Here is a 25,500-nt window from a genome sequence, read left to right as displayed (position 1 = left end):
TGCTCGGCCTTGCATCGTTCGCCGGCTCGCCTAGATTAGGCGGCATCTTACGAACGCAGCCGGAGTGCCGATGTCTGATCTGTCCGCCTTTCCCATCACCAAACGCTGGCCGGCCAAACATCCCGAACTGCTCCAGCTCTATTCGCTGCCCACGCCGAACGGTGTCAAGGTCTCGATCATGCTGGAGGAGATCGGGCTTCCCTACGAGGTCCATCTCGTTGACTTCGGCAAGGACGACCAGAAGACGGCTGAATTCCTCTCGCTCAATCCGAACGGCAAGATCCCGGCGATCCTCGATCCCAACGGTCCCGGCGGCAGGCCGCTGCCGCTGTTCGAGTCCGGGGCGATCCTGCAATACCTCGCGGAGAAGACCGGCAAGCTGTTGTCCCAGGATGCCGCCCGTCGCTATCAGACCATCCAGTGGGTGCACTTCCAGATGGGCGGCATCGGGCCGATGTTTGGTCAGGTCGGCTTCTTCCACAAATTCGCCGGCAAGGATTTTGAGGACAAGCGTCCGCGCGACCGCTACGTCGCCGAAGCCAAGCGTCTGCTCGGCGTGATGGAGACGCATCTTTCGGGACGGCAATGGTTCATGGATGACGATTACACCATCGCCGACATCTCCATGCTCGGCTGGGTGCGCAATCTGATCGGCTTCTATGGTGCCGGCGATCTCGTCGAATTCACCCAGTTCAAATCGGTCGGTGCCTGGCTCGAACGGGGCCTCGCGCGTCCGGCGGTGCAGCGCGGGCTGAACATTCCGCCTCGGCCGTAAGATCAGGTCAGCGCCTTGTACGTCATGTAGAGCGCCATCAGCGAGACGAAGGCGATCATGACCCGACGCAGCACCGATTTGCTGACGCCATTGGCCAGGCGTGCGCCGAGATCGGTGCCGATCCAGAGGCCGGCCAGAATGCCTGTGATGGCCGGCCAACCGACCATCAGGCCCTTGCTCCAGTAGATCCAGGCTGCCGGAAGATTGGTCGGGATGACCGAGAATACGAGGCTGACGAGCTGCGCCTGATGCTGCGGCACGCGCAGGCCCGCAGCAAGGCCGACCGTGATCGCCAGGCCGCCGCCGATGCCCATGAAGCCGGAGGAAAACCCGGCGAGCAGGCCGATGAGCAGCAGGGGTAGCCGGGGCAGTTGGGCCTGGTCGCCGGCCTCACGGCCACCGTCTTTGCGATCGCGACGCAGGATCAGCAGGGCGATCAGCGCGACGAGATAGACGACATAAGTCCATTGCAAGACCTGGTCGGAAACCGCCGCCGCGGCGTAGCCTCCACCGGCACCGCCGACGAGAAATCCGATGCCGATCCAGACGATCCACGGCAAGGGGCTGCGATTGCCGCTCCGCCAATAGCGGCGGGCGCCGGCGAGGCCCGTCGGCGGGATCTGTGTGATTAGCGAGGTGCCCTGCGCGACGTGTTGTTCGGCCCCGAGCAGTAGCACGCTGAAGATCACGAGCCCGCCACCCGGGCTCGTTCCCATCAAGCCCGATGTCAATCCGCTGACCAGGCCGACGCCGGCGCCAGCTAGAAGGTCGTGGATCCCTGACATCGCTTACGTCCTGCTTCGCCGCTTGATGTCGGGTCTGGTCGTGCGAAAGCCGTCGATCACCCCGGCCACGGCCGCCATGCAGGCCTCGACGTCGAAATCCTCGCCCCAGCATTCTTGCAGCACAAAACCCTGGAAGATCGCGATCAGCACGCGTGCGATCGCTTCGGCACCGAGGTCGCGTCTGATCAGGCCGTCATGCTGGCCGCGCTCGACCAGCGCCACGATCAGCGCGCGCGGCATGTCGATGCCTTCGACGACGCTGGTGCGGACGCGGCGGTTGCGCAGGGCTTCGGCCCAGCCGTGAATGCCGACACGGCGGCGCGCTTCGCCGGCGGGGTCGGTCAGCCATTGCGCGTAAACGCGGATCAGCGCGTGAAGCCCTTCGATCGGATCGCCGGATCCTTGCGCGACCGAATTAAGCACGGCTTCGCGCCGATGCCGGTCGTCGGCGAGCGCCTCGATCAGATCGTCCTTGCTCTGGAAGTAGAGATAGACCGCGCCGTGGCTCAGTCCGGACCTTTTCACGATGTCGGCCATGCCGGTCTGGTGAAAACCGTCTTCGGAGAAGCAGGCGAGGGCAGCTTCGAGAATTTGCTGCCGCCGACTTTCGCGCTGCTTGTCGCTGATCTTGGGCATCTCGCCGTCCTTAAATAACTGACAGGTCGATCGTTTTACCGTTGATCCCGGTTGGGCCGAGAATAAAGTTGATCGTAATAAAAAACGATCAGTCAGTCATTTTTAATGCGGAAGATGATTTTGGTCAAGTCTGGCTGGCCTGGGGGGCCTGGCAGGAGAAGGATGATGTCGTTGTGAATGCGTCGACAGAGGCGACGCGGCACTCGATTGCGCGCGGCTAGAATAGCCGTCCGCCGTTCGGCACCGGTTTGCTCGGCTGCACCAGCACGACCTTGCCGTCGGCATCGGGGAAGCCGAGCGTCAGCACCTCCGAGATGACGGGTCCGATCTGGCGCGGCGGGAAATTGACGACGGCCGCGACCTGTTGTCCCACCAAAGTCTCGAGCGGATGGTTTTCGGTGATCTGGGCCGAGCTCTTGCGCACGCCGATCACCGGGCCGAAGTCGATCCACAGCCGAAAGGCCGGCTTGCGCGCCTCCGGAAACGGTTTTGCGTCGACGATGGTCCCGACACGGATATCGACCGCGAGGAAGCTGTTGAAGTCGATGGTCGGCGTGGCGGTCGCGGCGGGATCGTGAGTGACGTGCATAATGTGTCCGTTCGGAGAGTTGGCGTCGTTCGCAATGTTGTCGCGCGAAGCGGAGTTTCGTACAACGCTGCGAACATCACGATACGCCATGCGCGGAGAACATCTTGCCCAACACCATCTACGGCATCAAGAACTGCGACACCATGAAGAAGGCGCGCGGCTGGCTCGATACCCATGGCGTCGCGTATGAATTCCACGACTACAAGGCGGTGGGCGTCGAGAAGGACAAGCTCAAGCAGTGGAGCGACAAGGTCGGCTGGGAGACGCTGCTCAATCGCGCCGGCACGACCTTCAAGAAGTTGCCCGATGCCGACAAGGAAGGCTTGAGCGAGAAGAAGGCGCTGGCGTTGATGCTAGCGCAACCATCGATGATCAAGCGGCCGGTGCTGGAAATCGGCAGCAAGCTGCTGGTCGGCTTCAAGCCGGACATCTATGCCAAGGAAGTCGGCGCCAAAACGCGTTAGAGACTAAAGCGCGACGAGATTGTCGTCGCGCTTCAGGTTGTTGTTTGAGCATGATCTTTCGGAAAACCGCGGCGCACTTTTCCGGATCATGCTTTAGTTCAGCTCGATGATCTCGTTGGTGACGCCGGGGGCCGACTGGTCCGCGAACTCGACGACGTCGGCCGTCGCGATGCGGCCAGGCGCGCGATGGAAGAGATCGCGATCGATCACGGCACGTAGCTTCGGGCGCGGCAGCGCGTCATTTCCGCGCATCAGATTCTTGATCTCGAAGCCGCCGTCCTCGCAGAAGGTCTTGACCGAGGCGATGACGTGGCAGACTTGGCCGCCGGTCTGGAAGGGCAGCAGCAGCCGTTCATACGCGACGATGCGCCCGTAGATGTCGTCGACGTCGGCAACGCTGTAGACGGGCAGCCCGCGGGCCACGCATTCATAGTAGACTGGCATCACGAAGGGGGCGAGCCGCGGCCCGAGATAATCGTCGAGCAGAACGCCCTTGCCGGTATGTCCATAAGCGCGGGAGATGCGCGTGCCTTCGCTCTGGATGGTGAGGCGTGGCGCCGGCGTCGAAGCGTCCACCGTATAATAGATGAGATCGGATAGCTCTTCCTCGAGCCGCGCGGGCTGATATTCCCAGACCGCCGGCGCGATCTGCTGGATCGCATAAAGTCGCAGCCACGTGTTCAGGAGATCACGCTGCCTGATCGACTTGACAACGGACGGAGCGGCGCTTGCGAAATCCAAAACAATAATCCCGGAACGTCAAAACCAGCACATGATGCCGCCCGCGGGAAAATTTTCTATGAAGGCTGGCGCACCGGACGAAAGACCGTTAACGACGGCTTGATGACCGGTGCCTTGCGAACCGGGAGGCCGGGCAGGCACGACATCAAAACATCTCCGACTAAGGGAGCATTTGTATCCCAGCCGGAGACCTGATCTGCTCAGCTTTCCGCCTTGCCTAACCCCCGTCACCTCCGGCATATTCCGCGCCCGGAGGCGGCGTTCCGGATGGGCTCCAAGGATAGGCTCCAAGGCCCCCGGAAAGCCGAAGCAACAAGGATAGCCACGCGGCTCGCGCGGGCAGGGGGAAATCTGTTTGGCCGATGAGTTTATTCTCGAAACGGAAGGCTTGACCAAGGAGTTCGCGGGCTTCTTCGCCGTCCGCGACGTTGCGCTCAAGGTTCGCCGTGGGAGCATTCATGCGTTGATCGGCCCGAACGGAGCCGGCAAGACGACCTGCTTCAATCTTCTGACCAAGTTCCTGAAACCGTCCGCCGGAAAGATCCTCTACAAGGGGCAGGACATCACCGCGATGGCGCCGGCCGACGTGGCCCGCATGGGGCTGGTCCGTTCGTTCCAGATTTCGGCGGTGTTTCCGCATCTCACGGCGCTGGAAAACGTCCGTGTCGCGCTTCAGCGCCAGCACGGCTCTTCGTTCGATTTCTGGCGCTCCAAGTCGGTGCTCAACCGCTTCAACGATCGCGCGCGCGAATTGTTGAACGATGTCGGCCTCAACGAGTTTGCCAACACGCCCGCGGTCGAGATGCCCTATGGACGCAAGCGTGCACTGGAGATCGCAACCACGCTCGCGCTCGACCCGGAGATGATGCTGCTGGACGAGCCGATGGCCGGCATGGGCCACGAGGACATCGACAAGATCGCGGCGCTGATCAAGCGCATCTCGGCGAAATACACCATCCTGATGGTCGAGCATAACTTGAGCGTCGTGGCCAACCTGTCCGACATCATCACCGTGCTGACGCGCGGCCAGGTGCTCGCGCAGGGCCATTACTCGGAGCTCACCAAGGACGAGCGCGTCAAGGAAGCCTATCTGGGAGCCGGTCATGCCTGACACTGCGATCGCCGAGGCTCCGGCCAAGGCTGCGACCGGCGGAAACATCCTTCAAATCCGCAACCTGGAAGCCTGGTACGGCGAGTCCCACATCCTGCACGGGATCAATTTCGACGTGAACGCGGGCGAGGTCGTCACCCTGCTCGGGCGTAACGGCGCCGGCAAGACGACCACGCTGAAGTCGATCATGGGCATCATCGGCAAGCGTACCGGCTCGGTGAAGTTCAACAACCAGGAGATCATCCGCGCGACCTCCGACAAGATCGCGCGCATGGGCATCGCATTCTGCCCGGAAGAGCGGGGCATATTCTCCAGTCTCGACGTGCGGGAGAATTTGATGCTGCCGCCGGTGGTCCGTGAAGGCGGGCTGCCGCTCGATCAGATCTTCGATCTGTTCCCGAACCTGAAGGAGCGGCTCAACAGCCAGGGCACCAAACTGTCCGGTGGCGAGCAGCAGATGCTCGCGATCGCGCGCATCCTGCGCACCGGCGCGAGCTTCCTGATGCTGGACGAGCCGACCGAGGGCCTGGCGCCGGTCATCATCCAGCAGATCGGACACACCATTGCGCGGCTCAAGAAGGAGGGTTTCACGATCCTCCTGGTCGAGCAGAATTTCCGCTTCGCATCCACCGTCGCCGACCGCTACTACGTGGTCGAGCACGGCAAGATCATTGACGGATTTGCCAATGCGGATCTTGCCGCCAACATGGACAAGCTCCACACCTATTTGGGCGTCTGACGCCCCAAGGCGTTCAATAGTGGATTTCCCGGAGGGAATATGAAACAGCGTTTTTCTGCACTTCTTCTCGGCGTGGCTTTGGGATTCGTCGCAAGTGGCGCCTCGGCACAGGACAAGACGGTCAAGATCGGCGTGCTGACCGATAATTCCGGTCTCTATTCCGACCTCGGTGGGGCGGGCTCCACGCTGGCCGCCCAGATGGCGGTCGAGGATTCCGGGCTTGCCGCCAAGGGTTGGAAGATCGACGTGATCTCCGCCGATCATCAGAACAAGCCCGATATCGCCACCACCATCGCGCGCCAATGGGTCGACGTCGAGAAGGTCGACATCTTCATGGATGTGCTGAACTCCGGCGTCGCGCTCGCGGTCAACAATGTCGTCAAGGAGAAGAATTCGATCCTGATCGACACGGGTGCGGCGACCTCGGATCTGACGAACGCCCAATGTTCGCCGAACACCATCCATTGGGTCTATGACACCTTCATGCTGGCCAACAGCACCGGTCAGGCGCTGGTGAAGGCGGGCGGCGATTCCTGGTTTTTCCTGACGGCCGACTACGCGTTCGGTGCGGCGCTGGAGCGCGACACCACGGCGGTGGTGCAAAAGGCGGGCGGCAAGGTGCTCGGCAGCGTCAAGCACCCGCTCAACTCCTCGGACTTCTCCTCGTTCCTTTTGCAGGCGCAGGCATCGAAGGCGAAGATCGTCGGTCTTGCGAATGCCGGCGGCGACACCACCAATTCGATCAAGCAGGCGGCCGAGTTCGGCATCGTTGCCGGCGGGCAGAAGCTTGCCGGGCTGCTGTTGTTCATCACCGACGTTCACTCGCTCGGCCTGAACGTGGCGCAAGGGCTCAATTTCACCGAGACCTTCTATTGGGATCTCAACGACGGAACGCGCGCCTTCTCCAAGCGCTTTTCGGAGCGTATGAAGAACAAGGCGATGCCTTCGATGGTGCAGGCCGGTGTCTATTCGGGACTGATCCATTACTTCAAGGCATTGGAGGCGATGGGCGGCAATCCGCATGATGGCGCCAAGGCGGTCGAGAAGATGAAGTCGATGCCGACCGACGATCCGCTGTTCGGTCAGGGCAGTATCCGGGTCGACGGCCGCAAGATTCACCCGGCCTACCTGTTCGAGGTCAAGAAGCCCTCGGAATCGAAGGGGCCGTGGGACTACTACAAGCTGGTGGGCACCGTCCCCGCGGACCAGGCGTTCCGGCCGCTCTCCGAGAGCGCTTGTCCGCTGGTGAAGAAGTAACTCTCTTGCCCGCCGGGGCGGTCGTGCCGCTGGCGGGCTTTCATTTTGTTGGCGGAAACTAATCCCGATGCAGGCTCTCTACGCTCAGCTACTGGTGGGACTGATCAACGGCTCGTTCTACGCGCTGCTCAGTCTCGGGCTTGCCGTGATTTTCGGCATGCTCAACATCATCAATTTCGCCCATGGCGCGCTCTACATGATGGGCGCCTTCGTTGCCTATTTCCTGCTGAGCCTCGGCGGCATCAACTACTGGTGGGCGCTGCTGATCGCACCCGTGATCGTCGGCATCTTCGGCATGATCCTGGAAAGGACCATGCTGCAATGGCTGACCGGGCTCGACCATCTCTACGGCCTGCTCCTGACCTTCGGCATCGCGCTGATCGTGCAGGGCGTGTTCCAGAACTATTTCGGCTCCTCCGGCCTGCCTTACGCCATTCCGGACCAGCTCAAGGGCGGCATGAATCTGGGCTTCATGTTCTTGCCGATCTATCGCGGCTGGGTGGTCGTGTTCTCGTTGGTCGTGTGTCTGGCGACCTGGTTCCTGATCGAGAAGACCCAGCTCGGTGCTTACCTGCGCGCCGCCACCGAAAATCCGACGCTGGTGCGCGCCTTCGGCATCAACGTGCCGCGCATGATCACGCTGACCTATGGTCTCGGCGTCGGCCTTGCCGCGCTCGCGGGCGTGCTCTCGGCGCCGATCAACCAGGTGCGGCCGCTGATGGGCGCCGACCTCATCATCGTGGTGTTCGCGGTGGTCGTGATCGGCGGCATGGGTTCGATCATGGGCTCCATCATCACCGGCTTCGCGCTCGGTGTGATCGAGGGTCTGACCAAGTATTTCTATCCCGAGGCCTCCAACACCGTCGTGTTCGTGCTGATGGTGCTGGTGCTCTTGGTGAAGCCAACGGGATTGACGGGAAGGGCGGCCTGATATGACAACCCTGACGGACGACACGCTGCCGGTGACCCCTCGCGCGATGCGCGACGAGATGATCGCTTTCGTACTGATGGCGCTGCTGCTGGCGTCGGTGCCATTCACGGGCGTCTACCCATTCTTCGTGATGCAGGCGCTGTGCTTTGCGCTGCTCGCCTGCGCCTTCAATCTGCTGATCGGCTATGGCGGCCTGTTGTCGTTCGGCCACGCCATGTTCCTGGGGACCGCCGGCTATTGCTGCGCGCATGCGCTAAAAGTGTGGGCGTTGCCGCCCGAACTCGGCATCCTCGTCGGCATCGCCGCGGCTTTCGTGCTCTCGCTGATCACCGGCTACATCTCGATCCGCCGCCAGGGCATCTATTTCTCGATGATCACGCTGGCGCTGTCGCAGCTGCTGTACTTCATCTACCTCCAGGCCCCGTTCACCCACGGTGAGGACGGCATCCAGGGCATCCCGCAGGGACGCATGTTCGGCGTCTTCGATCTCTCCAAGCCGACGGTGCTCTATTACGTCGTGCTGGTCGGGTTTCTCGCCGGCTTCCTGTTGATCTACCGCATCATCAACTCGCCGTTCGGCGAGGTGCTGAAGTCGATCCGGGAGAACGAGCAGCGCGCGATTTCGCTGGGCTACCGCACCGACCAGTACAAGTTCCTCGCCTTCGTGCTGTCGGGAACGCTGGCCGGTTTTGCCGGTGCGCTGAAGGTGTTCGTGGCGCAGAACGCCTCGCTCACCGACGTCCATTGGTCGATGTCGGGCGAGGTCGTGCTGATGACGCTGGTTGGCGGCCTCGGAACCATCTTCGGTCCCGTGGTCGGTGCCTTCGCGATCATCGCCATGCAGCAATATCTCGCCGGCTTCGGCCAGTGGGTGACGGTGATCCAAGGCTCGATCTTCGTGGTCTGCGTGCTCACCTTCCGCCGCGGCGTCATCGGCGAAATCGCGCATTACTTCCGGCGATCGCTCTAAGTAGCTGATTCAAAAACGGTTTACCGGCCGTCTGAAAGCGGTGGATGATCCGGCTCCGCGGGCGTGAGATGACACGCGCGCGGATCGAAAATGGTCTATGACAGTTTCATGACGGTCCGACAGGGCCGGGCCATTTCCAACCGGTAGCCTACCCCCATGATGCGATGGTTTCGTGCTTTCCTGCCCAAGGAAGAACGGTTCTTTGACCTGTTCGACCGGCATGCCCAGACGGTGATCCAGGGCTCCATCGCGCTCCAGGGCATGCTGAACGGGGGCGAGGAGACGCCGGTCTATTGCCAGCGCGTCAACCAGTTCGAGAACGACGCCGACAACATCACCCGAGAGGTGCTGACGGCGGTGCGCCGCACCTTCATTACCCCGTTCGACCGCGGCGACATCAAGAACCTGATCACGTCGATGGACGACGCCATCGACCAGATGCAGCAGACGGCCAAGGCGGTGATGCTGTTCGAGGTCCGCACCTTCGAGCCGCCGATGCGCGAGATCGGCGGGCTTCTGATCGAGTGCGCCAATCTGGTCGGCCGCGCGCTGCCGCTCATGCAATCGATCGGCCCGAACGTCGCCATGCTGACCGCGATCACGGAGGAGCTCGGTAAGCTCGAGGGCCGCGTCGACGATCTCCACGACATCGGCCTGAAGGAGCTGTTCCTCAAGCATCGCGACGGCAATGCGATGGACTTCATCGTCGGCGTCGAGATCTACGACCACCTCGAGAAGGTGGCGGATCGCTTCGACGACGTCGCGAACGAGATCAACAGCATCGTCATCGAGCAAGTTTAGGGCAGGCCGCTGTGGATGCCGCGTTGGGTCTTCCCGTCCTGGTCGGCTTGATCGCCGTCGCGCTGCTGTTCGATTTCCTGAACGGCCTGCACGACGCCGCCAATTCGATCGCGACCATCGTCTCGACCCGCGTGTTGCGGCCGCAATTCGCGGTGTTCTGGGCCGCGTTCTTCAATTTCGTCGCCTTCATGGTGTTCGGCCTGCACGTCGCCCAGACCATCGGCACCGGCATCATCGATCCCTCGATCGTCGACGCCCAGGTGATCTTCGCGGCCCTGGTCGGCGCCATCGTCTGGAACCTCGTGACCTGGGCGCTCGGCATCCCGTCCTCGTCCTCGCATGCGCTGATCGGCGGGCTCGTCGGCGGCGGCATGGCCAAGGCCGGGATCTCGGCTGCGGTGTGGAGTGGATTGACCAAGACGGTGCTGGCGATCGTACTGTCGCCGCTGATCGGCTTCCTGCTGGCGATGATGCTGGTGGCGATCGTGTCCTGGGCCTCGGTGCGCTCGACGCCGTTCGCGGTCGATCGCGCCTTCCGTATCCTGCAATTCGCCTCCGCCTCGCTCTATTCGCTCGGCCATGGCGGCAACGACGCGCAGAAGACCATGGGCATCATCGCGGTGCTGCTCTATTCGCAGGGCCATCTGGGCAGCGACTTCTCGGTGCCGTTCTGGGTGGTGCTGTCCTGCCAGGCGGCGATGGCGCTGGGCACCCTGATGGGCGGCTGGCGCATTGTCCGCACCATGGGCCTGCGCATCACCAAATTGACCCCGATGCAGGGCTTTTGCGCCGAGACCGGAGGGGCCGCGACTTTGTTCATGGCGACCTATCTCGGGGTTCCCGTCTCCACCACGCACACCATCACCGGCGCCATCGTCGGCGTCGGCGCCGCCCGCCGCGTCTCGGCGGTGCGCTGGAACGTTGCCAGCTCGATCGTCTATGCCTGGGTCATCACGATTCCGGCCTCGGCCATCGTGGCGGCGCTGACCTGGTGGGCGGTCAAGATCTTCGTCAAGTAACCAGCTTCAGCCCGACGATCCCGGCAACGATCAGCCCGATGCTGGCAAGGCGGAGGGCCGTGGCCGGCTCGCCGAACAGGATGATGCCCAGCGTTGCGGTGCCGACCGCGCCGATGCCGGTCCAGACCGCATAGGCGGTTCCAACGGGCAGGGATTTGAGGGCGAATCCGAGCAGGACGACACTGCCGGCCATGGCCGCGAGCGTGACGACGGACGGAACAAGCCTGCTAAAGCCCTCGGTGTATTTCAGGCCGATCGCCCAGGTGATCTCGAGAAGGCCCGCGACGAACAGGATGCTCCAGGCCATGACGACCCTCCATTCAAGGCAGGGTCGTCCCCGCGGCTGATGTGCTGATGGGCCGGGGAGGTCGTCCTCCCCCCAAGGCCAGTATGGCCAAGGCCGATATGGGGCTGGCCGGAAGGCTCCGCAATCACCAAATGAGGCTTGATCAGGCCCGTTTTCCCTGCCACACGCTCCCGCCATGTCCGACATCGCCACCACCACAGCCGAATCGCCGGCCCGTTCCCCGCTTGCCGCCGAAGTGGCGCGGCGGCGCACGTTTGCGATCATCTCCCATCCCGACGCCGGCAAGACCACGCTGACCGAAAAGCTGCTGCTGTTCGGCGGCGCCATCAACCTCGCCGGCCAGGTCAAGGCCAAGGGCGAGCGGCGCAACACGCGATCGGACTGGATGAAGATCGAGCGCGAGCGCGGCATCTCGGTCGTGACCTCGGTGATGACCTTCGAGTTCGAGGGCCTTGTCTTCAACCTGCTGGACACGCCGGGCCACGAGGACTTTTCGGAAGATACCTATCGCACGCTGACGGCGGTCGATTCCGCCGTGATGGTGATCGACGCCGCCAAGGGCATCGAGGCGCGCACTCGAAAACTGTTCGAGGTGTGTCGTCTTCGGGATATCCCGATCATCACCTTCATCAACAAGATGGACCGCGAGAGCCGCGACGTGTTCGAGCTGCTCGACGAGATTGAGAAGACTCTGGCGCTCGACACTACGCCGATGACCTGGCCGGTCGGACGCGGCCGCGACTTCCTCGGCACCTACGACGTCGCCAATGGCGGCGTGCGCCTGCTCGAAGGCGGCGGCGCCAAGACCGGCGCGGCGCAGCAGATCGAGATGGCCGAGCTCGCCAAGCTCAATGCCAATCTCGATGTCTCCGCGGTCAAGGACGAGCTCGAGCTCGTCACCGAAGCGTCAAAGCCGTTCGAGCTCGACGCGTTCCGCGAGGGCCATTTGACGCCGGTCTATTTCGGCAGCGCGCTGCGCAATTTCGGCGTCGGCGACCTGCTGGAAGGCCTCGGCAAGTTCGCGCCCGAGCCGCGCGCGCAGGACAGCGACCAGCGCAAGGTCGAGGCCACCGATCCGCGCATGAGCGCCTTCGTGTTCAAGATCCAGGCCAATATGGATCCGAACCACCGCGACCGTATCGCCTTCGCGCGGCTCTGCTCGGGCAAGCTCAGCCGCGGCATGAAGGCCAAGCTCGTTCGCACCGGCAAGAGCATGCCGCTGTCGAGCCCGCAATTCTTCTTCGCGCAGGACCGTTCGGTCGCAGACGAAGCCTTCGCCGGCGACGTCGTCGGCATTCCCAATCACGGCACGCTGCGCATCGGCGACACGCTGACCGAGGGCGAGGATTTCAACTTCGTCGGCGTGCCGAGCTTTGCGCCGGAAATCGTCCGCCGCGTCCGTCTCACCGACGCGATGAAGGCGAAGAAGCTGAAGGAAGCGCTGCAGCAGATGTCGGAAGAGGGCGTGGTGCAGGTGTTCCGGCCGCGCGACGGTGCGCCGGCGCTGGTCGGCGTCGTCGGCGCGCTCCAGCTCGACGTGCTGAAGGCGCGGCTGGAGGCCGAGTATTCATTGCCGGTCGAGTTCGAGGTCAGCGAATTCCAGCTCGCGCGCTGGGTCTCCTCGGAGGACCGCAAGAAGCTCGACACCTTCATCGCCGCCAACACCTCCAGCATCGCCGACGACGTCGACGGCGATCCCGTGTATCTGGCAAGGAACGAGTTCTATCTCGGCTACACAAAAGAACGCGCCGAGGGCATCGAATTCACCAACGTCAAGGACGTCAAGAAGAAGGGGTAGGGTGGGCGCTCCGCCCGCTTTTCAGTCACACCCTCCGCTGTCATTCCCCGCGAAGGCGGGGAATCCAGTACGCCGCAGCCTCTCGATTCCATCACCGCCGTCACGGAGTACTGGGTCGCCCGGTCCTAGTGCGCAATTGCGCACTGGCCGGGCGACGACACCGGTGTTGAACGCGCGCATGTGAATGCGCTCGGACTTGACGCGTTGATGGGCAACGCCACTTTTATCGCATGGCTTTGCGAGTGCACTCCATGTGGCGCGGCATCCTCGTTTTCATCCTATTGGCGATCTCGACGATCGCCGCCGACGCGCAGCGCCGCCAGATCAATCCGATCCCATTCGCGCACGAGCCGTGCAGCGTGCTCGACGGCCGGCCCTGCACGCCGTCCTATTGCAGCCCGCTCGAGCCCGGTCCCTGCATTCCCGAGATCGACTATCCTTACGGCCAGAACCTCCAGCTCACGATCGAGACTGTGCCGTCCGAGGCCGACCGCGCCAAATACCAGAAGCCCGATCACGATCTCGACACGATCGGCGACCTCTTCGCCGAGCTGCGCAGCTGCTGGTCGCCGCCATCGGACAATCCGCGCGCGGGCATGCAGATGTCGGTGCGTTTCAGCTTCAACAGGGACGGTGGCCTGGTCGGCCCGCCGCGCTTGACCTTCGCAACCCCTGGCGTCCCCGCCGATACCCGGACGACCTATCTGGATGCGATCAATTCATCGCTGAAGGCTTGCCTGCCGCTGAAATTCACCGGCGGACTCGGCGGCGCGCTGGCCGGGCGGCCGATCGCGATCCGCTATGTCGACAATCGCGAGCTGGGCAAATAGCGCATCAGTTGCGACCACGGCCCAATCGATGATACCTCAGAGGCGGGGCTGCTTTGCGGGGAGGATGTCGTGGGTCTGCTGGTCATGATCCTGGGGCTTGCGCTGTTTTTTGCGACCCATGTGTTCACCACCAAACGTGAGGCGCGCGCGCAGGCGATCGCGAGGCTGGGCGAGGGGACCTACAAGATCCTCTATACCGTGGTCTCGCTCGCGGGGCTGGCGCTGATCATCTGGGGCTTTGCCCATTACCGCAGCTCCGGCTGGATCGACGTCTGGTATCCGCCGAAGGCGATGAAGCACATCACGCTCGCGCTGATGCTGCCCGCGGTCATCCTGGTGGTCGCCTCTTATCTGCGCGGCCGCATCTACGCGACGCTGAAGCATCCGATGCTGGCCGGCATCAAGCTGTGGGCGGCGGCGCATCTTTTGGCCAATGGCGATCTCGGCTCCATCATCCTGTTCGGCTCGTTCCTGGGCTGGGCGGTGTATGACCGCATTTCGCTCAAGCATCGCACCGACGCCGGCGGCCCGCCGATCCCGGTGGGCGGCGTCAGCAATGATCTGATTGCGGTGGTCGTCGGCGTCGTCGCCTATCTCGCGCTGGCCTTCGCGTTCCATCCGGTCGTGATCGGTGTTCCCGTGATCGGGGTCTAGCCGGTCAGCACAAGACGAAACCCGGATGTCCATGCGCGGAAGCTGACAAGAGCAACAAGCCGAGGGCCCTTCGATGGATTGGTCGCAATCTCAGATCCCGGCGATGCGGTTCGAGGCGCGCTTCGGCGACCGCGTGGTGCCGGCATTTTCGGATCGGCCGGCGAGCGTGTGGGAGATGATCGCGCAAGCCCGCGCCCGCAATGCCGATGGCGAGGCGCTGATCGCAGGCAATGTCCGGCTGAGCTGGCGGCAGGCCGTGGAGCAGGCCGCGCGGATCGCCGCGGGCTTCCGCAAGCTTGGCCTGCAGCGCGGCGACCGCGTCGCGATCCTGCTCGGCAACCGCATCGAATTCCCGCTGCTGCTGTTTGCCGCCGCGCATGAGGGGCTGGTCACCGTGCTGCTCAGCACGCGCCAGCAGAAGCCGGAGATCGCCTATGTCCTCGCCGATTGCGGCGCCAAGGTCCTGATCCACGAAGCAGGCCTCGCAGAGCGGCTGCCCGATGCGCAGGATGTGCCCGATGTGATCCACCGCATCGCCGTCGACGACGATCCGGCTCGCTCGCGCTTCGCCGCGCTCGCCGAGAACCCGCCAGCGCCTGCGCCGATCGAGGTGAGCGAAGAGGATACCGCGATGATCCTCTACACCTCGGGCACGACAGGCAAGCCGAAGGGCGCGATGCTGGCCCATTGCAACATCGTCCATTCCTCGATGGTGTTCGTGTCCTGCCTGCAATTGACGGAAGCGGATCGATCGATCGCGGCAGTGCCGCTCGGCCATGTCACCGGAATCGTCGCCAACATCACGACGATGATCCGCAGCAGTGGCGCGCTGATCATCATGCCTGAGTTCAAGGCGGCCGATTACCTCAAGCTCGCCGCCCGCGAGCGCGTCACCTACACGGTGATGGTGCCGGCGATGTACAATCTCTGCCTCCTCCAACCTGATTTCGACAGCTACGACCTGTCGAGCTGGCGCATCGGCGGCTTTGGCGGCGCGCCGATGCCGGTCGCGACCATCGAGAAGCTCAAGGCGACAATTCCCGGCCTGAAGCTGATGAACTGCTACGGCGCGACCGAGACGACGTCGCCCTCGACGATCATGCCGGGCGAGCTGACCGAGAGCCATATCGACAGCGTCGGCCTGCCGTGTCCGGGCGCGCGCATCGTCGCGATGGATCCGGACGGGCGCGAGCTGCCCCATGGCGAGATCGGCGAGCTCTGGATCCAGAGCGCCTCCGTCATCAAGGGGTATTGGAATAACCCGAAGGCCACCGCCGAAAGCTTCACCAGCGGATTCTGGCACTCCGGCGATCTCGGCTCGGTCGATGCGGACGGGTTCGTCCGCGTGTTCGACCGGCAGAAGGACATGATCAATCGCGGCGGCCTGAAGATCTATTCGGCGGAGGTCGAATCCGTGCTCGCCGGCCATCCCGCGGTGATCGAGAGCGCGATCATCGCCAAGGCGTGCCCGGTGCTGGGCGAGCGCGTCCACGCCGTGGTGGTGACGCGCGCGCCGGTCGCCGGCGAGGCCCTGCGCGCCTGGTGTGCGGAGCGTCTGTCCGACTACAAGGTTCCCGAGACCCTGGCGATCACACCAGACCCGCTGCCGCGCAATGCCAACGGCAAGGTGCTGAAGCGGCAGCTCCGGGAGCTCCTGGGTGCTTGAGCCGGACAGGCGCCAATCCGGGCTGTCCCGGGTGGTTAACGCCTTGATTGGGCTCGCTTTGCCTTGCCACCGCCATATCGTTAGGGTACCTCGCCGCCACGTGGGGGACGGGATTCCTGACGCGAACGCTTCGGCGCGCGTACCCGGACGGGCATGGGATTAGCATAAGTGTCTGAATTATTTAACGAAGTCGACGAGGAAGTACGTCGCGAACAGCTCAAGAAGCTGTGGGATAGATATTCGATTTACTTCATCGCCCTGATGGTGCTGGTCGTTGCCGGCGTCGGCGGCTGGCGCGGTTATCAATATCTGGAGGCCAAGAAGGCCGCCGAGGCCGGCGCCGCCTTCGAGAAGGCCGCCGAGCTGTCCGACCAGGACAAGCATGCCGAGGCCGAGGCCGCCTTCACTGAGCTCGCCGCCAAGGCACCCTCGGGCTATCGCACCCTGGCGCGGCTGCGCGCCGCAGCCGAGGCGGCGCCCCGTGACGCCAAGGCTGCTGCCAAGATGTACGACGACATCGCTGCCGACCGCAGCGCGGGTGGTGAGTGGCAGGACCTGGCCAAGATCCGCGCCGCCGGTCTGCTGCTCGACAGCGCCAGCTATGCCGACATGCAGCAGCGGCTGGAGTCTTCCGCCGCCCCCAAATCGACCTTCCGCCACAGCGCCCGCGAGATGCTGGCGCTGTCGGCCTGGCGCAACAACGACATGACAGCGGCGCGCAAGTGGCTCGACGCGATCGGTGAAGACGGCGAAACGCCGCCTGGCCTGCGCTCGCGCGCCGAGGCGCTCCAGGCCCTGCTGCCGCCCGTCGCCAAGAGCTGAGCAAAAAGAGCTGAGCAAGAAGAGCTGACGACGGCTCCCTGACCTAGACGAGACACGATATGCGCCGCACGCCACGCTTGATCGCAGCCGCCGTCCTGATCGCCTTCACGGGCGTCCTGGGCGGCTGCTCCAGCTTCGATCCAAGCGACATGCTCGACTTCCTCGACACCAAGAAGAAGCTGCCGGGCGACCGCAAGCCGGTCTTCCCGGAGGGCGTGCCGGGCCTCGAGCAGGGCGTCCCGAAGGACATGTACAAGGGCGCGCAGCAGCAGCCCGATCCGAACGCGCCTGCCGTCGCGGCCTTGCCCGCCGAGCCGCCGCCCGAGGCCAAGCCGGCGAAGGGAGCCAAGGCGAAGCACACGAGACAGCCGGCCGCCGCAGCCGCAGCGCCGACTGAAGCGCCCGCCGGCGAAGTCGACGGCGAGGCCCAGCCGGAGGCGGCGCCGGCCACGGCCGCTCCGCCGCCCAAGCACAAGATCGTCCGCAAGCGCACCACTGCGCCGCCGCCGGATCAGCCGGTCCAGCAGGCGCAACCGACCCAGACCACGCAGCAGCAGACGCAGGGCGGCTTCCCGGCGCCGCTGCCGAGCGGCAGCTTCTCGCGCTAATTTTTTCCTTTGATTGACAGGCGCAGCCCCGGCAGCGCACGAATGACCGATGTCCTTCACGATCGCCATCATCGGCCGGCCCAATGTCGGCAAATCGACGCTGTTCAACCGCCTGGTCGGACAGAAGCTTGCGCTCGTCGACGACCTGCCGGGCGTCACCCGCGACCGCCGCGAGGGTGAGGCGCGGCTCGGCGATCTCGAATTCACCATCATCGATACCGCAGGCCTCGACGAAGGCGCCAAGGGCTCGCTGACCGCGCGCATGCAGGAGCAGACCGAGACTGCGATCGCGCAGGCGGACGCGCTGTTCTTCGTCATCGATGCCCGCGTCGGCCTCACGCCCACCGACCGCGCCTTCGCCGATTTCGCCCGCAAGGCCAACAAGCCCGTGCTGCTGGTCGCCAACAAGAGCGAGGGCAAGCATGGCGATGCCGGCGCGATGGAATCCTTTGCGCTCGGTCTCGGCGATCCCATCCAGATCTCGGCCGAGCATGGCGAGGGCATGGGCGAGCTCTACGATGAGCTCGCCAAGCTGATGCCGGAGCCCGTCGACGACGACGAGACCGAGGACGACGAGCCGCTCACCGAGGAAGAGGCCGCGACGCGCCCGATCCGGGTCGCCATCGTCGGCCGGCCCAATGCCGGCAAGTCGACGCTGATCAACCATCTGCTAGGCGAGGAACGCCTGCTGACGAGCCCGGAGGCGGGCACCACGCGCGATTCCATCGCGGTCGAGATCAACTGGAAGGGCCGCGAGTTTCGCGTGTTCGACACAGCAGGTCTCCGCCGGCGCTCTCGCATCGAGGAGAAGCTGGAAAAGCTCTCGGTCGCCGACGCCCTGCGCGCGGTCCGTTTTGCCGAAGTCGTCGTGATGATGATGGATTCGCAGAACCGCTTCGAGGAGCAGGATTTGCGTATCGCCGATCTGATCGAGCGCGAGGGCCGCGCGGTGGTGCTCGCCGTCAACAAATGGGACCTGATGGAGAGCAAGGGGGGCGGTGCGATCTCGGGTCTGCGTCGCGATGCCGACCATTTGCTGCCGCAGATCAAGGGCGTGCCAATCGTCGCGGTCTCGGGCCTGATGGGCGAGGGCATCGATCGGCTGATGCAGGCGATCCAGGACGCCTACGCGCTTTGGAACCGGCGCGTGTCGACTTCGGCATTGAACCGCTGGTTCGAGCAGGCGGTTCAGGCCAATCCGCCGCCGGCCGTGTCCGGCCGAAGGCTCAAGCTCAATTACATCACGCAGACCAAGGCGCGCCCGCCGAGCTTCGTGCTGTTCTGCTCGCGCGCTGACGCGGTGCCGCAGTCCTATTTGCGCTACCTCATCAATTCCATGCGCGAGACCTTCGAGCTGCCGGGCACGCCGGTGCGCATCACCTTGCGCGAGAAGGCCAATCCCTTCGCGCACAAGCGCAAGCGCCCGTCGTGAGTGACGGCGCCGGCGAGGCGGCGGCGCAAGGCGCCGTGCCCGCGAGGCGCGGCGCGGTCGCCTTCATCTTCGTCACCATCCTCTTGGACATGCTCGCGCTCGGCGTGATCATGCCGATCCTGCCGAAGCTGATCGAGAGCTTCGTCGACAACGATACCGCCCACGCCGCTCGCATCTTCGGCCTGTTCGGCACCGCCTGGGCGCTGATGCAGTTCGTGTTCTCGCCGCTGCTCGGCGCGCTGTCGGATCGCTTCGGACGGCGGCCGGTGGTGCTGCTGTCGAATTTCGGCCTTGCAGCCGACTACGTGCTGATGGCGCTGGCGCCGTCCCTGGTGTGGTTGTTCGTCGGCCGCGTCATCTCCGGCATCACCTCGGCCAGCATCTCGACGGCCTTCGCATATATCGCCGACATCACGCCGCCGGAGCGACGCGCGGCGGTCTTCGGCCGGATTGGCGCTGCGTTCGGCGCGGGCTTCATCCTGGGGCCAGCGCTCGGCGGCCTGCTCGGCGATATCGATCCGCGCCTGCCGTTCTGGGCGTCGGCGGCCCTCAGCTTCGCCAATGCGCTTTACGGTCTGTTCGTCCTGCCGGAATCGCTCGCGCCCGACAGGCGCGCGCCGTTCCGCTGGCGGAGCGCCAGTCCGGTCGGCGCGCTCCGCCTCTTGCGCTCCAATGCGGTGCTCGCTGCGTTGTCCGTCGTCAATTTCATCGCGCAAGTCGCGCATGTCGTGTTGCCCTCGACCTTCGTGCTCTATGCGACCTATCGCTACGGCTGGGATTCCAAGACCGTGGGATTGACGCTGGCGATGGTCGGCATCTGCGCCATGGTGGTGCAGGGGCTTGCGATCGGCCCGATCGTGCGCGTGCTCGGCGAGCGGAACGCGCTGTTGCTGGGACTGTGTTGTGGCGCGCTGGGCTTCGTGGTCCTGGGCGCTGCGCCGACCGGGCCGCTGTCCTGGATCGGAATTCCCATTTTGGCGCTGTGGGGCATCTCGGGTGCCGCGTCGCAAGCGTTGATGACGCGGCTGGTCTCAGCCGATCAGCAGGGCCAGCTCCAGGGCGCGACCGCGAGCGTGCAGAGCGTGTCGCAGCTCGTCGGTCCGTTCCTGTTCACGCTGACCTTTTCCTATTTCATCAGCGCCGGCGCGCCGCTACATCTGCCCGGCGCACCGTTCCTGCTCGCGGCAGCGCTGATGGTGGTCTGCGTAGCGATCGCGGTGCGGACGCTGGGTGGGGTGAAGACAGTCTCGTAGCAACCAAGACGGTCTCGTAGCGTGGGCAAAGCGAAGCGTGCCCACCGCCTTCTGTTAGTGCGGCGAGATGGTGGGCACGGCGCTGACGCGCCTTTGCCCACCCTAGGGCCTGCTCGCCAAGCCGTACGAGCGTAGGGCGGATTAGCGAAGCGTAATCCGCCACCTTTGTCGGGGCGAGAGAAGTGGTGGGTTACACCAGCGGACTGCGCTTCGCGCAGCCGCGTGCTAACCCACCGTACGGTCTCTTACTTTTTCACCAGCGGGCAATCGCTGTCCTTGAGCGGCTTGGCGGCGTCTTCCGCCGAGATCGTGGCGATCTGCTTGTAATAGTCCCACGGCCCCTTCGACTCCTCGGGCTTCTTCACCTCGAACAGGTAGGCGGGGATGAGGCGGCGGCCGTCCTGGCGCAGCGGGCCGTTGCCGAACAGCGGATCGTCGGTCGGCAGCTCCTTCATCTTGGCGACGACCTTGGCGCCGTCATGCGGATTGCCGCCGAGCGCGTCCATCGCCTTGAGATAGTGCAGCACCATCGCGTAATTGCCGGCCTGCGTCATCGATGGCATCGCGTTCTTGCTGGCCAGCGCCGAGAAACGCTTGGACCATTCGCGGGTCTTGTCGTTCAGGTCCCAGTAGAACGATTCGGTAAAGGTCAGGCCCTGGGCGGTCTTCAGACCTAGCGAATGCACGTCGTTGATGAACAGCAGCAATGCCGCGAGCTTCTGGCCGGCGGAGACGATGCCGAATTCGGCCGCCTGCTTGATCGAGTTCGTGGTGTCACCGCCCGCATTGGCAAGGCCCACCACCTTGGACTTGGAGGATTGCGCCTGCAGCAGGAAGGATGAGAAGTCCGCGGTATTGATCGGATGCTTGACGCTGCCGAGCACCTTGCCGCCGTTCGCGGTCACGACCGCCGTGGTGTCGCGTTCGAGCGCGTGGCCGAAGGCATAATCCGCAGTCAGGAAGAACCAGCTGTCGCCGCCGGCCTTGGTCAGCGCCTTGCCGGTGCCGTTGGCCAGCATGTAGGTGTCATAGGTGTAGGAGATCGTGTTCGGCGTGCAGGCCTTGCCGGTGAGGTCGGCGGAGGCGGCGCCGGAATTCAGCAGCACCGCATTCTTTTCCTTGACGAGGTTGCTGACCGCCAGCGCGACACCGGAGTTCGGCGTATCGGCGATCGCGTCGACCTTCTCGTTGTCGATCCACTGCCGGGCGATGTTGACGCCGACGTCGGGCTTGTTCTGGTGATCGCCGCTGATGACGTCGATCTTCCAGCCCTTCTTGAGCAGGCCGGAATCCTCGACCGCCATCTTGATCGCAACCACGGAGTTGGGGCCGCCGATGTCGGCATAGAGGCTCGACATGTCGTTGAGCACGCCGATCTTGACGGTCTTGTCCTGCGCGTAGGCGGATGTTGCAAAACCGAAGGCGGCACAGGCCAGAAGGGCCGCGGAGCGGCGCGCGAACGTCGTCGTCATAAAAGGTTTCCTCCATTGTCAAATATGCGGACGGCTCTCTTGCGGAGCCTTGTTCCGGCTGATTGGCTCTAGCCTGTCCCAGGGCCGGCGGCAATGCGCCTAAAGCCGGATGACGCTGCGTCCTAGCGTCATCCGTCGGTTAACTTTTTGGGAAAAATGCGTTGAGACGCTATTTGAGCGCGTCCGATGTCAGCTTGAATTTCTGGATGCGCTTTCCGGTATCGACCTCGGCGGTATAGACGTTACCCCTCGCGTCGATCGCCATGGCGTGCACCCAGTGGAATTGACCGGCGTTGCGGCCGTTGTGCCCGAAGCTGCCGACCACGCTGCCGTCCTCGCGCTTGATGACCCGGATCTCGTTGTTCTCGCCGTCGGCGCTAAGCAGATAGGTCTGCTTCGGATCGGGCCAGATCGCGATGTCCCACACCGCGCCGTTGCCGAGCGTGTTCTTCTCGAAGAAGAACTCTTTCACGAAGCTGCCGTCCTTCCTGAACACCTGGATACGGTTGTTGATGCGATCGCAGACATAGACGAGGCCGTCATTGGCGAGTTTCACGCAGTGGACGGGATTGCCGAATTGCTGCGACACCGGCGCCTTGGGATCGTAGGGCGCCTGCTTGGCATCGTCGGGCTTGTTGCCGTAGGCCCCCCAGTGCCGCTTGTAGGCCAGCGTCGTCGCATCGAACACGATGACGCGGCGGTTGCCGTAGCCATCGGCGACGTAGATCTCATTGGCCTCCTTGTCGAGCGCGGTCTCGGCGGGCTTGCCGAGCTGCGTCGTGTCGTTGCTGCCGAGGCTCGGGGCGAACTTGCCGATCTGGGCGACGAACTTGCCGTCGAGCGTGAACTTCAAGATGGCGTTGTCGTTGTCGGCATTGCCGCCGACCCAGACGAAGCCGCGCTCGTCGACCTCGATGCCATGCTCGCGGCCGACCCATTCATAGCCCTGGCCCGAACCGCCCCAGGACCGGAGCAGATTGCCGTCGACGTCGAATTCGAGCACGGGCGGCGCCGACACGCAGCATTTCGAGCGCGGCGGAGTGAGGCTTGCGCCTTTCTCGTCGTCGGTGAGCGAGCGCGGGCGATGGATCACCCAGATATGGCCCTGCCAGTCGACGGTGATGCCGCCGACCTGGCCGAGGATCCAGTTGTTCGGCAGCTGCTTTGGCCAGGAGGAATCGACCGCAAAAGTCGGCACGTCGCCGGCGTTCGACGCAACCGGAAACGCGAAGGCGACTGCTGCGATCAGAATGGAGAGTGCGTGACGTGCGAGCGCAGACTTAGAGCCCGCGCGATCATGCCATGGCGCCATGGCAACCTCCCTTTTTTGGCGTGCGGCTTGCTGCCGCTTACGCGCGGGCAGCCAATCGCGGGGAGGCAGTCGAGTCAATCAGGCCGGGGAGCGGAAGCTCATCAGGCTGCGCGTCTTGTAGTCGTAGAACTTGCCGGTCTCGGTCCAGTCAGGCGCGCACATCGGCACGATGAATTCGGCGACCTGCTCGGGCGTATCCAGCGTCTCAGGGTCTTCGCCCGGCATCAGGGTCGCGCGCATGCGGGTGCGGACCGGGCCGGGGTTGAACAGATTGACGCGCAGCTTCGTGTTCGCGGTCTCCTGCGCCCAGGCGCGAGCCAGTGTTTCCAGTGCGGCCTTGGACGCCGCGTAGGGGCTGACATAGGCGGTCGCCTTGTTGGCGGCGCCCGAGGTGATGAACACAGCGCGGCCGGAATCGGACTGCTTCAGCAGCGGCTCCATGCAGCGGATCAGCTGGAAGTTGGCGGAGACGTTGAGGGCCATCACGTCGGTGAAGGTCTTCAGCTCGATATGACCGATCGGCGAGGAGGGGCCGAGCACGCCGGCATTTCCGACGAGGATGTCGAGCTTGCCGTAGCGTTCGTGCAGGCCGGCGCCGAGACGCGCGATACCGTCGGAATCGGTGAGGTTGAGCGGTACCAGCGTGGCACTGCCACCCAGTTTTCGGATCTCGTCGTCGAGCTCTTCCAGCCCGCCCTGCGTGCGCGCCACCGCCACGATATGCGCGCCGGCTTTGGCGAGCGCGATCGCGGTGGCATAGCCGATGCCGCGCGAGGCGCCGGTGACGAGAGCAATGCGGTCAGCGAGGGGTTTGGTCATTGCGGGGTTTTACAGGCGTGGATGGCTGGGACAAGCCCCCATCACGCCGTCATTCCGGGGCGGTCCGCAGGACCGAACCCGGAATCCAGAGCTTACCGGCCTACGTCGAGATTCTCGGGTGCGCAATTGCGCACCATAGTTCGCGCTGCACGCGCCCCGGAATGACAGCAGAAGGTCAGCTCGCCTCCGCCAGCAGAGACAGCTGCCGCGGCTGCTGCTCGGTCTGGGTCTGGTCGGTGAGGTGGGTCGGATAGGCCCCGGTAAAGCAGTGATCCGAGAATTTCGGATTGGCGGGGTCGCGGCCGGGTTCGCCCATGGCGCGGTACATGCCGTCGATCGACAGGAAGGCGAGCGAGTCGGCGCCGATGATCTCGCGCATCTCCTCCAGCGAATGCGTCGCGGCCAGGAGGCCGCCGCGGTCGGGCAGGTCGATGCCGTAATAATCGGGATAGAGGATCGGCGGCGAGGCGAGACGGAAGTGCACTTCCTTGGCGCCGGCATCGCGCATCATGCGCACGATCTTCTTCGAGGTGGTGCCGCGCACCAGCGAGTCGTCGATCAGGATGATGCGCTTGCCTTCGATCGCGGCGCGGTTGGCCGAGTGCTTCATGCGCACGCCGGATTCGCGGATCGCCTGCGTCGGCTGGATGAAGGTGCGGCCGACATAATGGTTACGGATGATGCCGAGCTCGAACGGCACGCCGGAATGCTGGCTGTAGCCGACCGCGGCGGGGACGCCGGAATCCGGCACCGGCACGACGACGTCGATCGGCACGTGGCTCTCGCGCGCGAGCTGCGCACCGAAGGCCTTGCGGACCTCGTAGACCGAGCGGCCGTGGACGATGGAATCCGGACGGGAGAAATAGATGTATTCGAAGATGCAGGGACGCGGCGCCATGGGCGGGAACGGCTTGTGGATGTCCTGGCCGTTCTCGTCGAACACGATGACTTCGCCCGGCTCGATGTCGCGGATGAAGCGCGCGCCGATGATGTCGAGCGCGCAGGTCTCCGACGTCAGGATCGGGCAGCCGTCGAGCTCGCCGAGCACGAGCGGGCGGATGCCGCGCGGATCGCGCGCACCGACCAGCTTCTTGTTGGTCAGCGAGACCAGCGCATAGGCGCCCTCGATCTCGCGCAGCGCGTCGATGTAGCGCTCGATGAAGCGGGCGCGCCTGGAGCGCGCGACCAGGTGCAGGATCACCTCGGTGTCGGTGGTCGACTGCATCATCGCGCCGTGCTTCACGAGCTCGCGGCGCAGCGTCAGGCCGTTGGTGAGGTTGCCGTTATGGGCGACCGCGAGACCGCCGGCATTGAGCTCGGCGAACAGGGGCTGCACGTTGCGCAGGATGGTGGCGCCGGTGGTGGAATAGCGGACATGGCCGACGGCCATATTGCCGGGCAGGCGGTCGATCACCTCGCGGCGGGAGAAGGTGTCACCGACGAGCCCGAGGCGGCGTTCACTGTGGAAGCGGCTGCCGTCGTAGGAGACGATGCCGGCGGCTTCCTGGCCGCGGTGCTGAAGGGCGTGAAGGCCGAGCGCGGTGATGGCGGCGGCGTCCGGGTGGCCATAGATGCCAAAGACGCCGCATTCCTCGCGCAGCGTATCTCCTTCCAGGTCGTCCTGAACCTCTAGCGCGGCCGGGCCTGGACCGGCGTTAGGATCGAGATCAAGTTGGGCGTCCTGGTCAGGGTGTCGCATCTCGTCCGCG

General features: G+C 64.3%; 26 protein-coding genes. 17 read left to right on the top strand and 9 right to left on the bottom strand.

Annotated features, from left to right (window positions below):
- The first annotated feature begins 70 nt into the window (after window positions 1-70).
- The gene (locus RAD10_RS36060) at window positions 71-775 is read left to right on the top strand and encodes a glutathione S-transferase family protein (protein ID WP_461621155.1); all 705 of its coding nucleotides are present in this window, start codon (window positions 71-73) and stop codon (window positions 773-775) included.
- Between the two features lie 2 nt (window positions 776-777).
- On the opposite strand, the gene RAD10_RS36055 is transcribed toward RAD10_RS36060, so the two are convergent.
- The 3 genes from RAD10_RS36055 to RAD10_RS36045 all read right to left on the bottom strand — a co-directional run bounded on the left by RAD10_RS36055 (window position 778) and on the right by RAD10_RS36045 (window position 2,785).
- Entirely contained in the window at window positions 778-1,560 is a 783-nt protein-coding gene (locus RAD10_RS36055) for a sulfite exporter TauE/SafE family protein (RefSeq protein ID WP_461621154.1), read from the bottom strand.
- Between the two features lie 3 nt (window positions 1,561-1,563).
- Window positions 1,564-2,196, bottom strand: coding sequence for a TetR/AcrR family transcriptional regulator (locus tag RAD10_RS36050; RefSeq protein WP_461621153.1), 633 nt, complete (start codon window positions 2,194-2,196; stop codon window positions 1,564-1,566).
- A 217-nt stretch (window positions 2,197-2,413) separates the two neighbouring features.
- Window positions 2,414-2,785 carry a tRNA-binding protein gene (locus RAD10_RS36045; protein WP_461621152.1) on the bottom strand — a complete coding sequence of 124 codons (372 nt, stop codon included), beginning with the start codon at window positions 2,783-2,785 and terminating at the stop codon, window positions 2,414-2,416.
- A 104-nt stretch (window positions 2,786-2,889) separates the two neighbouring features.
- Here RAD10_RS36045 and RAD10_RS36040 point away from each other — a divergent pair, with 104 nt between their 5' ends.
- Window positions 2,890-3,249 (top strand): ArsC family reductase, encoded by a 360-nt coding sequence (locus tag RAD10_RS36040; protein WP_461621151.1) that lies wholly within the window; start codon window positions 2,890-2,892, stop codon window positions 3,247-3,249.
- Between the two features lie 93 nt (window positions 3,250-3,342).
- Here the strand turns inward: RAD10_RS36040 and RAD10_RS36035 are convergent, their stop codons facing one another.
- Window positions 3,343-3,990, bottom strand: coding sequence for a hypothetical protein (locus RAD10_RS36035; protein WP_461621150.1), 648 nt, complete (start codon window positions 3,988-3,990; stop codon window positions 3,343-3,345).
- 355 nt (window positions 3,991-4,345) lie between these two features.
- Between RAD10_RS36035 and RAD10_RS36030 the strand changes: the two genes are divergently transcribed.
- The 7 genes from RAD10_RS36030 (at window position 4,346) to RAD10_RS36000 (ending at window position 10,818) form a co-directional block, all read left to right on the top strand.
- Window positions 4,346-5,101 carry an ABC transporter ATP-binding protein gene (locus RAD10_RS36030; protein WP_018317619.1) on the top strand — a complete coding sequence of 252 codons (756 nt, stop codon included), beginning with the start codon at window positions 4,346-4,348 and terminating at the stop codon, window positions 5,099-5,101.
- The gene (locus RAD10_RS36025; protein WP_104466008.1) at window positions 5,094-5,840 is read left to right on the top strand and encodes an ABC transporter ATP-binding protein; all 747 of its coding nucleotides are present in this window, start codon (window positions 5,094-5,096) and stop codon (window positions 5,838-5,840) included. Before RAD10_RS36030 ends, RAD10_RS36025 begins: the two co-directional genes overlap by 8 nt.
- Window positions 5,841-5,879: 39 nt before the next feature.
- Window positions 5,880-7,097 (top strand): ABC transporter substrate-binding protein, encoded by a 1,218-nt coding sequence (locus tag RAD10_RS36020; protein ID WP_461621149.1) that lies wholly within the window; start codon window positions 5,880-5,882, stop codon window positions 7,095-7,097.
- 67 nt (window positions 7,098-7,164) lie between these two features.
- Window positions 7,165-8,028, top strand: a complete 864-nt coding sequence (locus tag RAD10_RS36015; RefSeq protein WP_018317616.1) for a branched-chain amino acid ABC transporter permease — start codon at window positions 7,165-7,167, stop codon at window positions 8,026-8,028.
- Window position 8,029: 1 nt separating this feature from the next.
- Window positions 8,030-8,998, top strand: a complete 969-nt coding sequence (locus RAD10_RS36010; protein ID WP_091954810.1) for a branched-chain amino acid ABC transporter permease — start codon at window positions 8,030-8,032, stop codon at window positions 8,996-8,998.
- A gap of 156 nt (window positions 8,999-9,154) precedes the next feature.
- Window positions 9,155-9,799, top strand: a complete 645-nt coding sequence (locus RAD10_RS36005) for a DUF47 domain-containing protein (RefSeq protein WP_018317614.1) — start codon at window positions 9,155-9,157, stop codon at window positions 9,797-9,799.
- An 11-nt stretch (window positions 9,800-9,810) separates the two neighbouring features.
- On the top strand, window positions 9,811-10,818 hold the full coding sequence (locus tag RAD10_RS36000) for an inorganic phosphate transporter (protein ID WP_028145063.1): 1,008 nt from the start codon (window positions 9,811-9,813) through the stop codon (window positions 10,816-10,818).
- Here RAD10_RS36000 and sugE read toward each other — a convergent pair.
- A complete protein-coding gene (gene sugE, locus RAD10_RS35995) occupies window positions 10,811-11,125 on the bottom strand; it encodes a quaternary ammonium compound efflux SMR transporter SugE (protein ID WP_104466007.1) in 315 nt (104 codons plus the stop codon). The two genes, RAD10_RS36000 and sugE, sit on opposite strands and share 8 nt — an antisense overlap.
- A gap of 175 nt (window positions 11,126-11,300) precedes the next feature.
- Between sugE and RAD10_RS35990 the strand changes: the two genes are divergently transcribed.
- The 8 genes from RAD10_RS35990 to RAD10_RS35955 all read left to right on the top strand — a co-directional run bounded on the left by RAD10_RS35990 (window position 11,301) and on the right by RAD10_RS35955 (window position 20,188).
- Window positions 11,301-12,923, top strand: a complete 1,623-nt coding sequence (locus RAD10_RS35990) for a peptide chain release factor 3 (RefSeq protein ID WP_461621148.1) — start codon at window positions 11,301-11,303, stop codon at window positions 12,921-12,923.
- Between the two features lie 251 nt (window positions 12,924-13,174).
- On the top strand, window positions 13,175-13,753 hold the full coding sequence (locus tag RAD10_RS35985; RefSeq protein ID WP_461621147.1) for a hypothetical protein: 579 nt from the start codon (window positions 13,175-13,177) through the stop codon (window positions 13,751-13,753).
- A gap of 69 nt (window positions 13,754-13,822) precedes the next feature.
- The gene (locus RAD10_RS35980) at window positions 13,823-14,407 is read left to right on the top strand and encodes an NnrU family protein (RefSeq protein WP_461621146.1); all 585 of its coding nucleotides are present in this window, start codon (window positions 13,823-13,825) and stop codon (window positions 14,405-14,407) included.
- Between the two features lie 73 nt (window positions 14,408-14,480).
- On the top strand, window positions 14,481-16,073 hold the full coding sequence (locus tag RAD10_RS35975) for a class I adenylate-forming enzyme family protein (protein WP_461621145.1): 1,593 nt from the start codon (window positions 14,481-14,483) through the stop codon (window positions 16,071-16,073).
- A 168-nt stretch (window positions 16,074-16,241) separates the two neighbouring features.
- On the top strand, window positions 16,242-16,895 hold the full coding sequence (locus RAD10_RS35970) for a tetratricopeptide repeat protein (RefSeq protein WP_461621144.1): 654 nt from the start codon (window positions 16,242-16,244) through the stop codon (window positions 16,893-16,895).
- 59 nt (window positions 16,896-16,954) lie between these two features.
- Window positions 16,955-17,503, top strand: a complete 549-nt coding sequence (locus RAD10_RS35965) for a hypothetical protein (RefSeq protein ID WP_091954840.1) — start codon at window positions 16,955-16,957, stop codon at window positions 17,501-17,503.
- A 49-nt stretch (window positions 17,504-17,552) separates the two neighbouring features.
- A complete protein-coding gene (gene der, locus RAD10_RS35960) occupies window positions 17,553-18,935 on the top strand; it encodes a ribosome biogenesis GTPase Der (protein ID WP_091954843.1) in 1,383 nt (460 codons plus the stop codon).
- Window positions 18,932-20,188 carry a TCR/Tet family MFS transporter gene (locus tag RAD10_RS35955; protein WP_461621143.1) on the top strand — a complete coding sequence of 419 codons (1,257 nt, stop codon included), beginning with the start codon at window positions 18,932-18,934 and terminating at the stop codon, window positions 20,186-20,188. Before der ends, RAD10_RS35955 begins: the two co-directional genes overlap by 4 nt.
- 245 nt (window positions 20,189-20,433) lie before the next feature.
- On the opposite strand, the gene RAD10_RS35950 is transcribed toward RAD10_RS35955, so the two are convergent.
- From RAD10_RS35950 to purF, 4 genes are all read right to left on the bottom strand, one after another.
- Window positions 20,434-21,660, bottom strand: a complete 1,227-nt coding sequence (locus tag RAD10_RS35950) for an ABC transporter substrate-binding protein (protein WP_028145053.1) — start codon at window positions 21,658-21,660, stop codon at window positions 20,434-20,436.
- Window positions 21,661-21,829: 169 nt separating this feature from the next.
- Entirely contained in the window at window positions 21,830-22,972 is a 1,143-nt protein-coding gene (locus RAD10_RS35945) for an NHL repeat-containing protein (protein ID WP_461621142.1), read from the bottom strand.
- A gap of 78 nt (window positions 22,973-23,050) precedes the next feature.
- Window positions 23,051-23,791, bottom strand: coding sequence for an SDR family NAD(P)-dependent oxidoreductase (locus RAD10_RS35940; RefSeq protein ID WP_461621141.1), 741 nt, complete (start codon window positions 23,789-23,791; stop codon window positions 23,051-23,053).
- Window positions 23,792-23,966: 175 nt separating this feature from the next.
- A complete protein-coding gene (purF, locus tag RAD10_RS35935; RefSeq protein WP_461621140.1) occupies window positions 23,967-25,490 on the bottom strand; it encodes an amidophosphoribosyltransferase in 1,524 nt (507 codons plus the stop codon).
- Between the last annotated feature and the right edge of the window lie 10 nt (window positions 25,491-25,500).

The sequence above is a fragment of the Bradyrhizobium sp. 23AC genome (assembly GCF_054863025.1).
Note: the sequence above shows the minus strand (reverse complement) of the source record. Positions and strands in the feature narration are given on the sequence as shown.

Excerpts from the sequence above, each read along its gene's own strand:
- RAD10_RS36060 (WP_461621155.1), top strand. The coding sequence starts at position 71 with ATGTCTGATCTGTCCGCCTTTCCCATCACCAAACGCTGGCCGGCCAAA.
- RAD10_RS35990 (WP_461621148.1), top strand. The coding sequence starts at position 11,301 with ATGTCCGACATCGCCACCACCACAGCCGAATCGCCGGCCCGTTCCCCG.
- sugE (WP_104466007.1), bottom strand. The coding sequence starts at position 11,125 with ATGGCCTGGAGCATCCTGTTCGTCGCGGGCCTTCTCGAGATCACCTGG.
- RAD10_RS35965 (WP_091954840.1), top strand. The coding sequence starts at position 16,955 with ATGCGCCGCACGCCACGCTTGATCGCAGCCGCCGTCCTGATCGCCTTC.
- der (WP_091954843.1), top strand. The coding sequence starts at position 17,553 with ATGTCCTTCACGATCGCCATCATCGGCCGGCCCAATGTCGGCAAATCG.
- RAD10_RS36010 (WP_091954810.1), top strand. The coding sequence starts at position 8,030 with ATGACAACCCTGACGGACGACACGCTGCCGGTGACCCCTCGCGCGATG.
- RAD10_RS35985 (WP_461621147.1), top strand. The coding sequence starts at position 13,175 with ATGTGGCGCGGCATCCTCGTTTTCATCCTATTGGCGATCTCGACGATC.
- RAD10_RS35950 (WP_028145053.1), bottom strand. The coding sequence starts at position 21,660 with ATGACGACGACGTTCGCGCGCCGCTCCGCGGCCCTTCTGGCCTGTGCC.
- RAD10_RS36055 (WP_461621154.1), bottom strand. The coding sequence starts at position 1,560 with ATGTCAGGGATCCACGACCTTCTAGCTGGCGCCGGCGTCGGCCTGGTC.
- RAD10_RS35975 (WP_461621145.1), top strand. The coding sequence starts at position 14,481 with ATGGATTGGTCGCAATCTCAGATCCCGGCGATGCGGTTCGAGGCGCGC.
- RAD10_RS36020 (WP_461621149.1), top strand. The coding sequence starts at position 5,880 with ATGAAACAGCGTTTTTCTGCACTTCTTCTCGGCGTGGCTTTGGGATTC.
- RAD10_RS36025 (WP_104466008.1), top strand. The coding sequence starts at position 5,094 with ATGCCTGACACTGCGATCGCCGAGGCTCCGGCCAAGGCTGCGACCGGC.
- purF (WP_461621140.1), bottom strand. The coding sequence starts at position 25,490 with ATGCGACACCCTGACCAGGACGCCCAACTTGATCTCGATCCTAACGCC.
- RAD10_RS35940 (WP_461621141.1), bottom strand. The coding sequence starts at position 23,791 with ATGACCAAACCCCTCGCTGACCGCATTGCTCTCGTCACCGGCGCCTCG.
- RAD10_RS36045 (WP_461621152.1), bottom strand. The coding sequence starts at position 2,785 with ATGCACGTCACTCACGATCCCGCCGCGACCGCCACGCCGACCATCGAC.
- RAD10_RS36015 (WP_018317616.1), top strand. The coding sequence starts at position 7,165 with ATGCAGGCTCTCTACGCTCAGCTACTGGTGGGACTGATCAACGGCTCG.
- RAD10_RS35945 (WP_461621142.1), bottom strand. The coding sequence starts at position 22,972 with ATGGCGCCATGGCATGATCGCGCGGGCTCTAAGTCTGCGCTCGCACGT.
- RAD10_RS36005 (WP_018317614.1), top strand. The coding sequence starts at position 9,155 with ATGATGCGATGGTTTCGTGCTTTCCTGCCCAAGGAAGAACGGTTCTTT.
- RAD10_RS36050 (WP_461621153.1), bottom strand. The coding sequence starts at position 2,196 with ATGCCCAAGATCAGCGACAAGCAGCGCGAAAGTCGGCGGCAGCAAATT.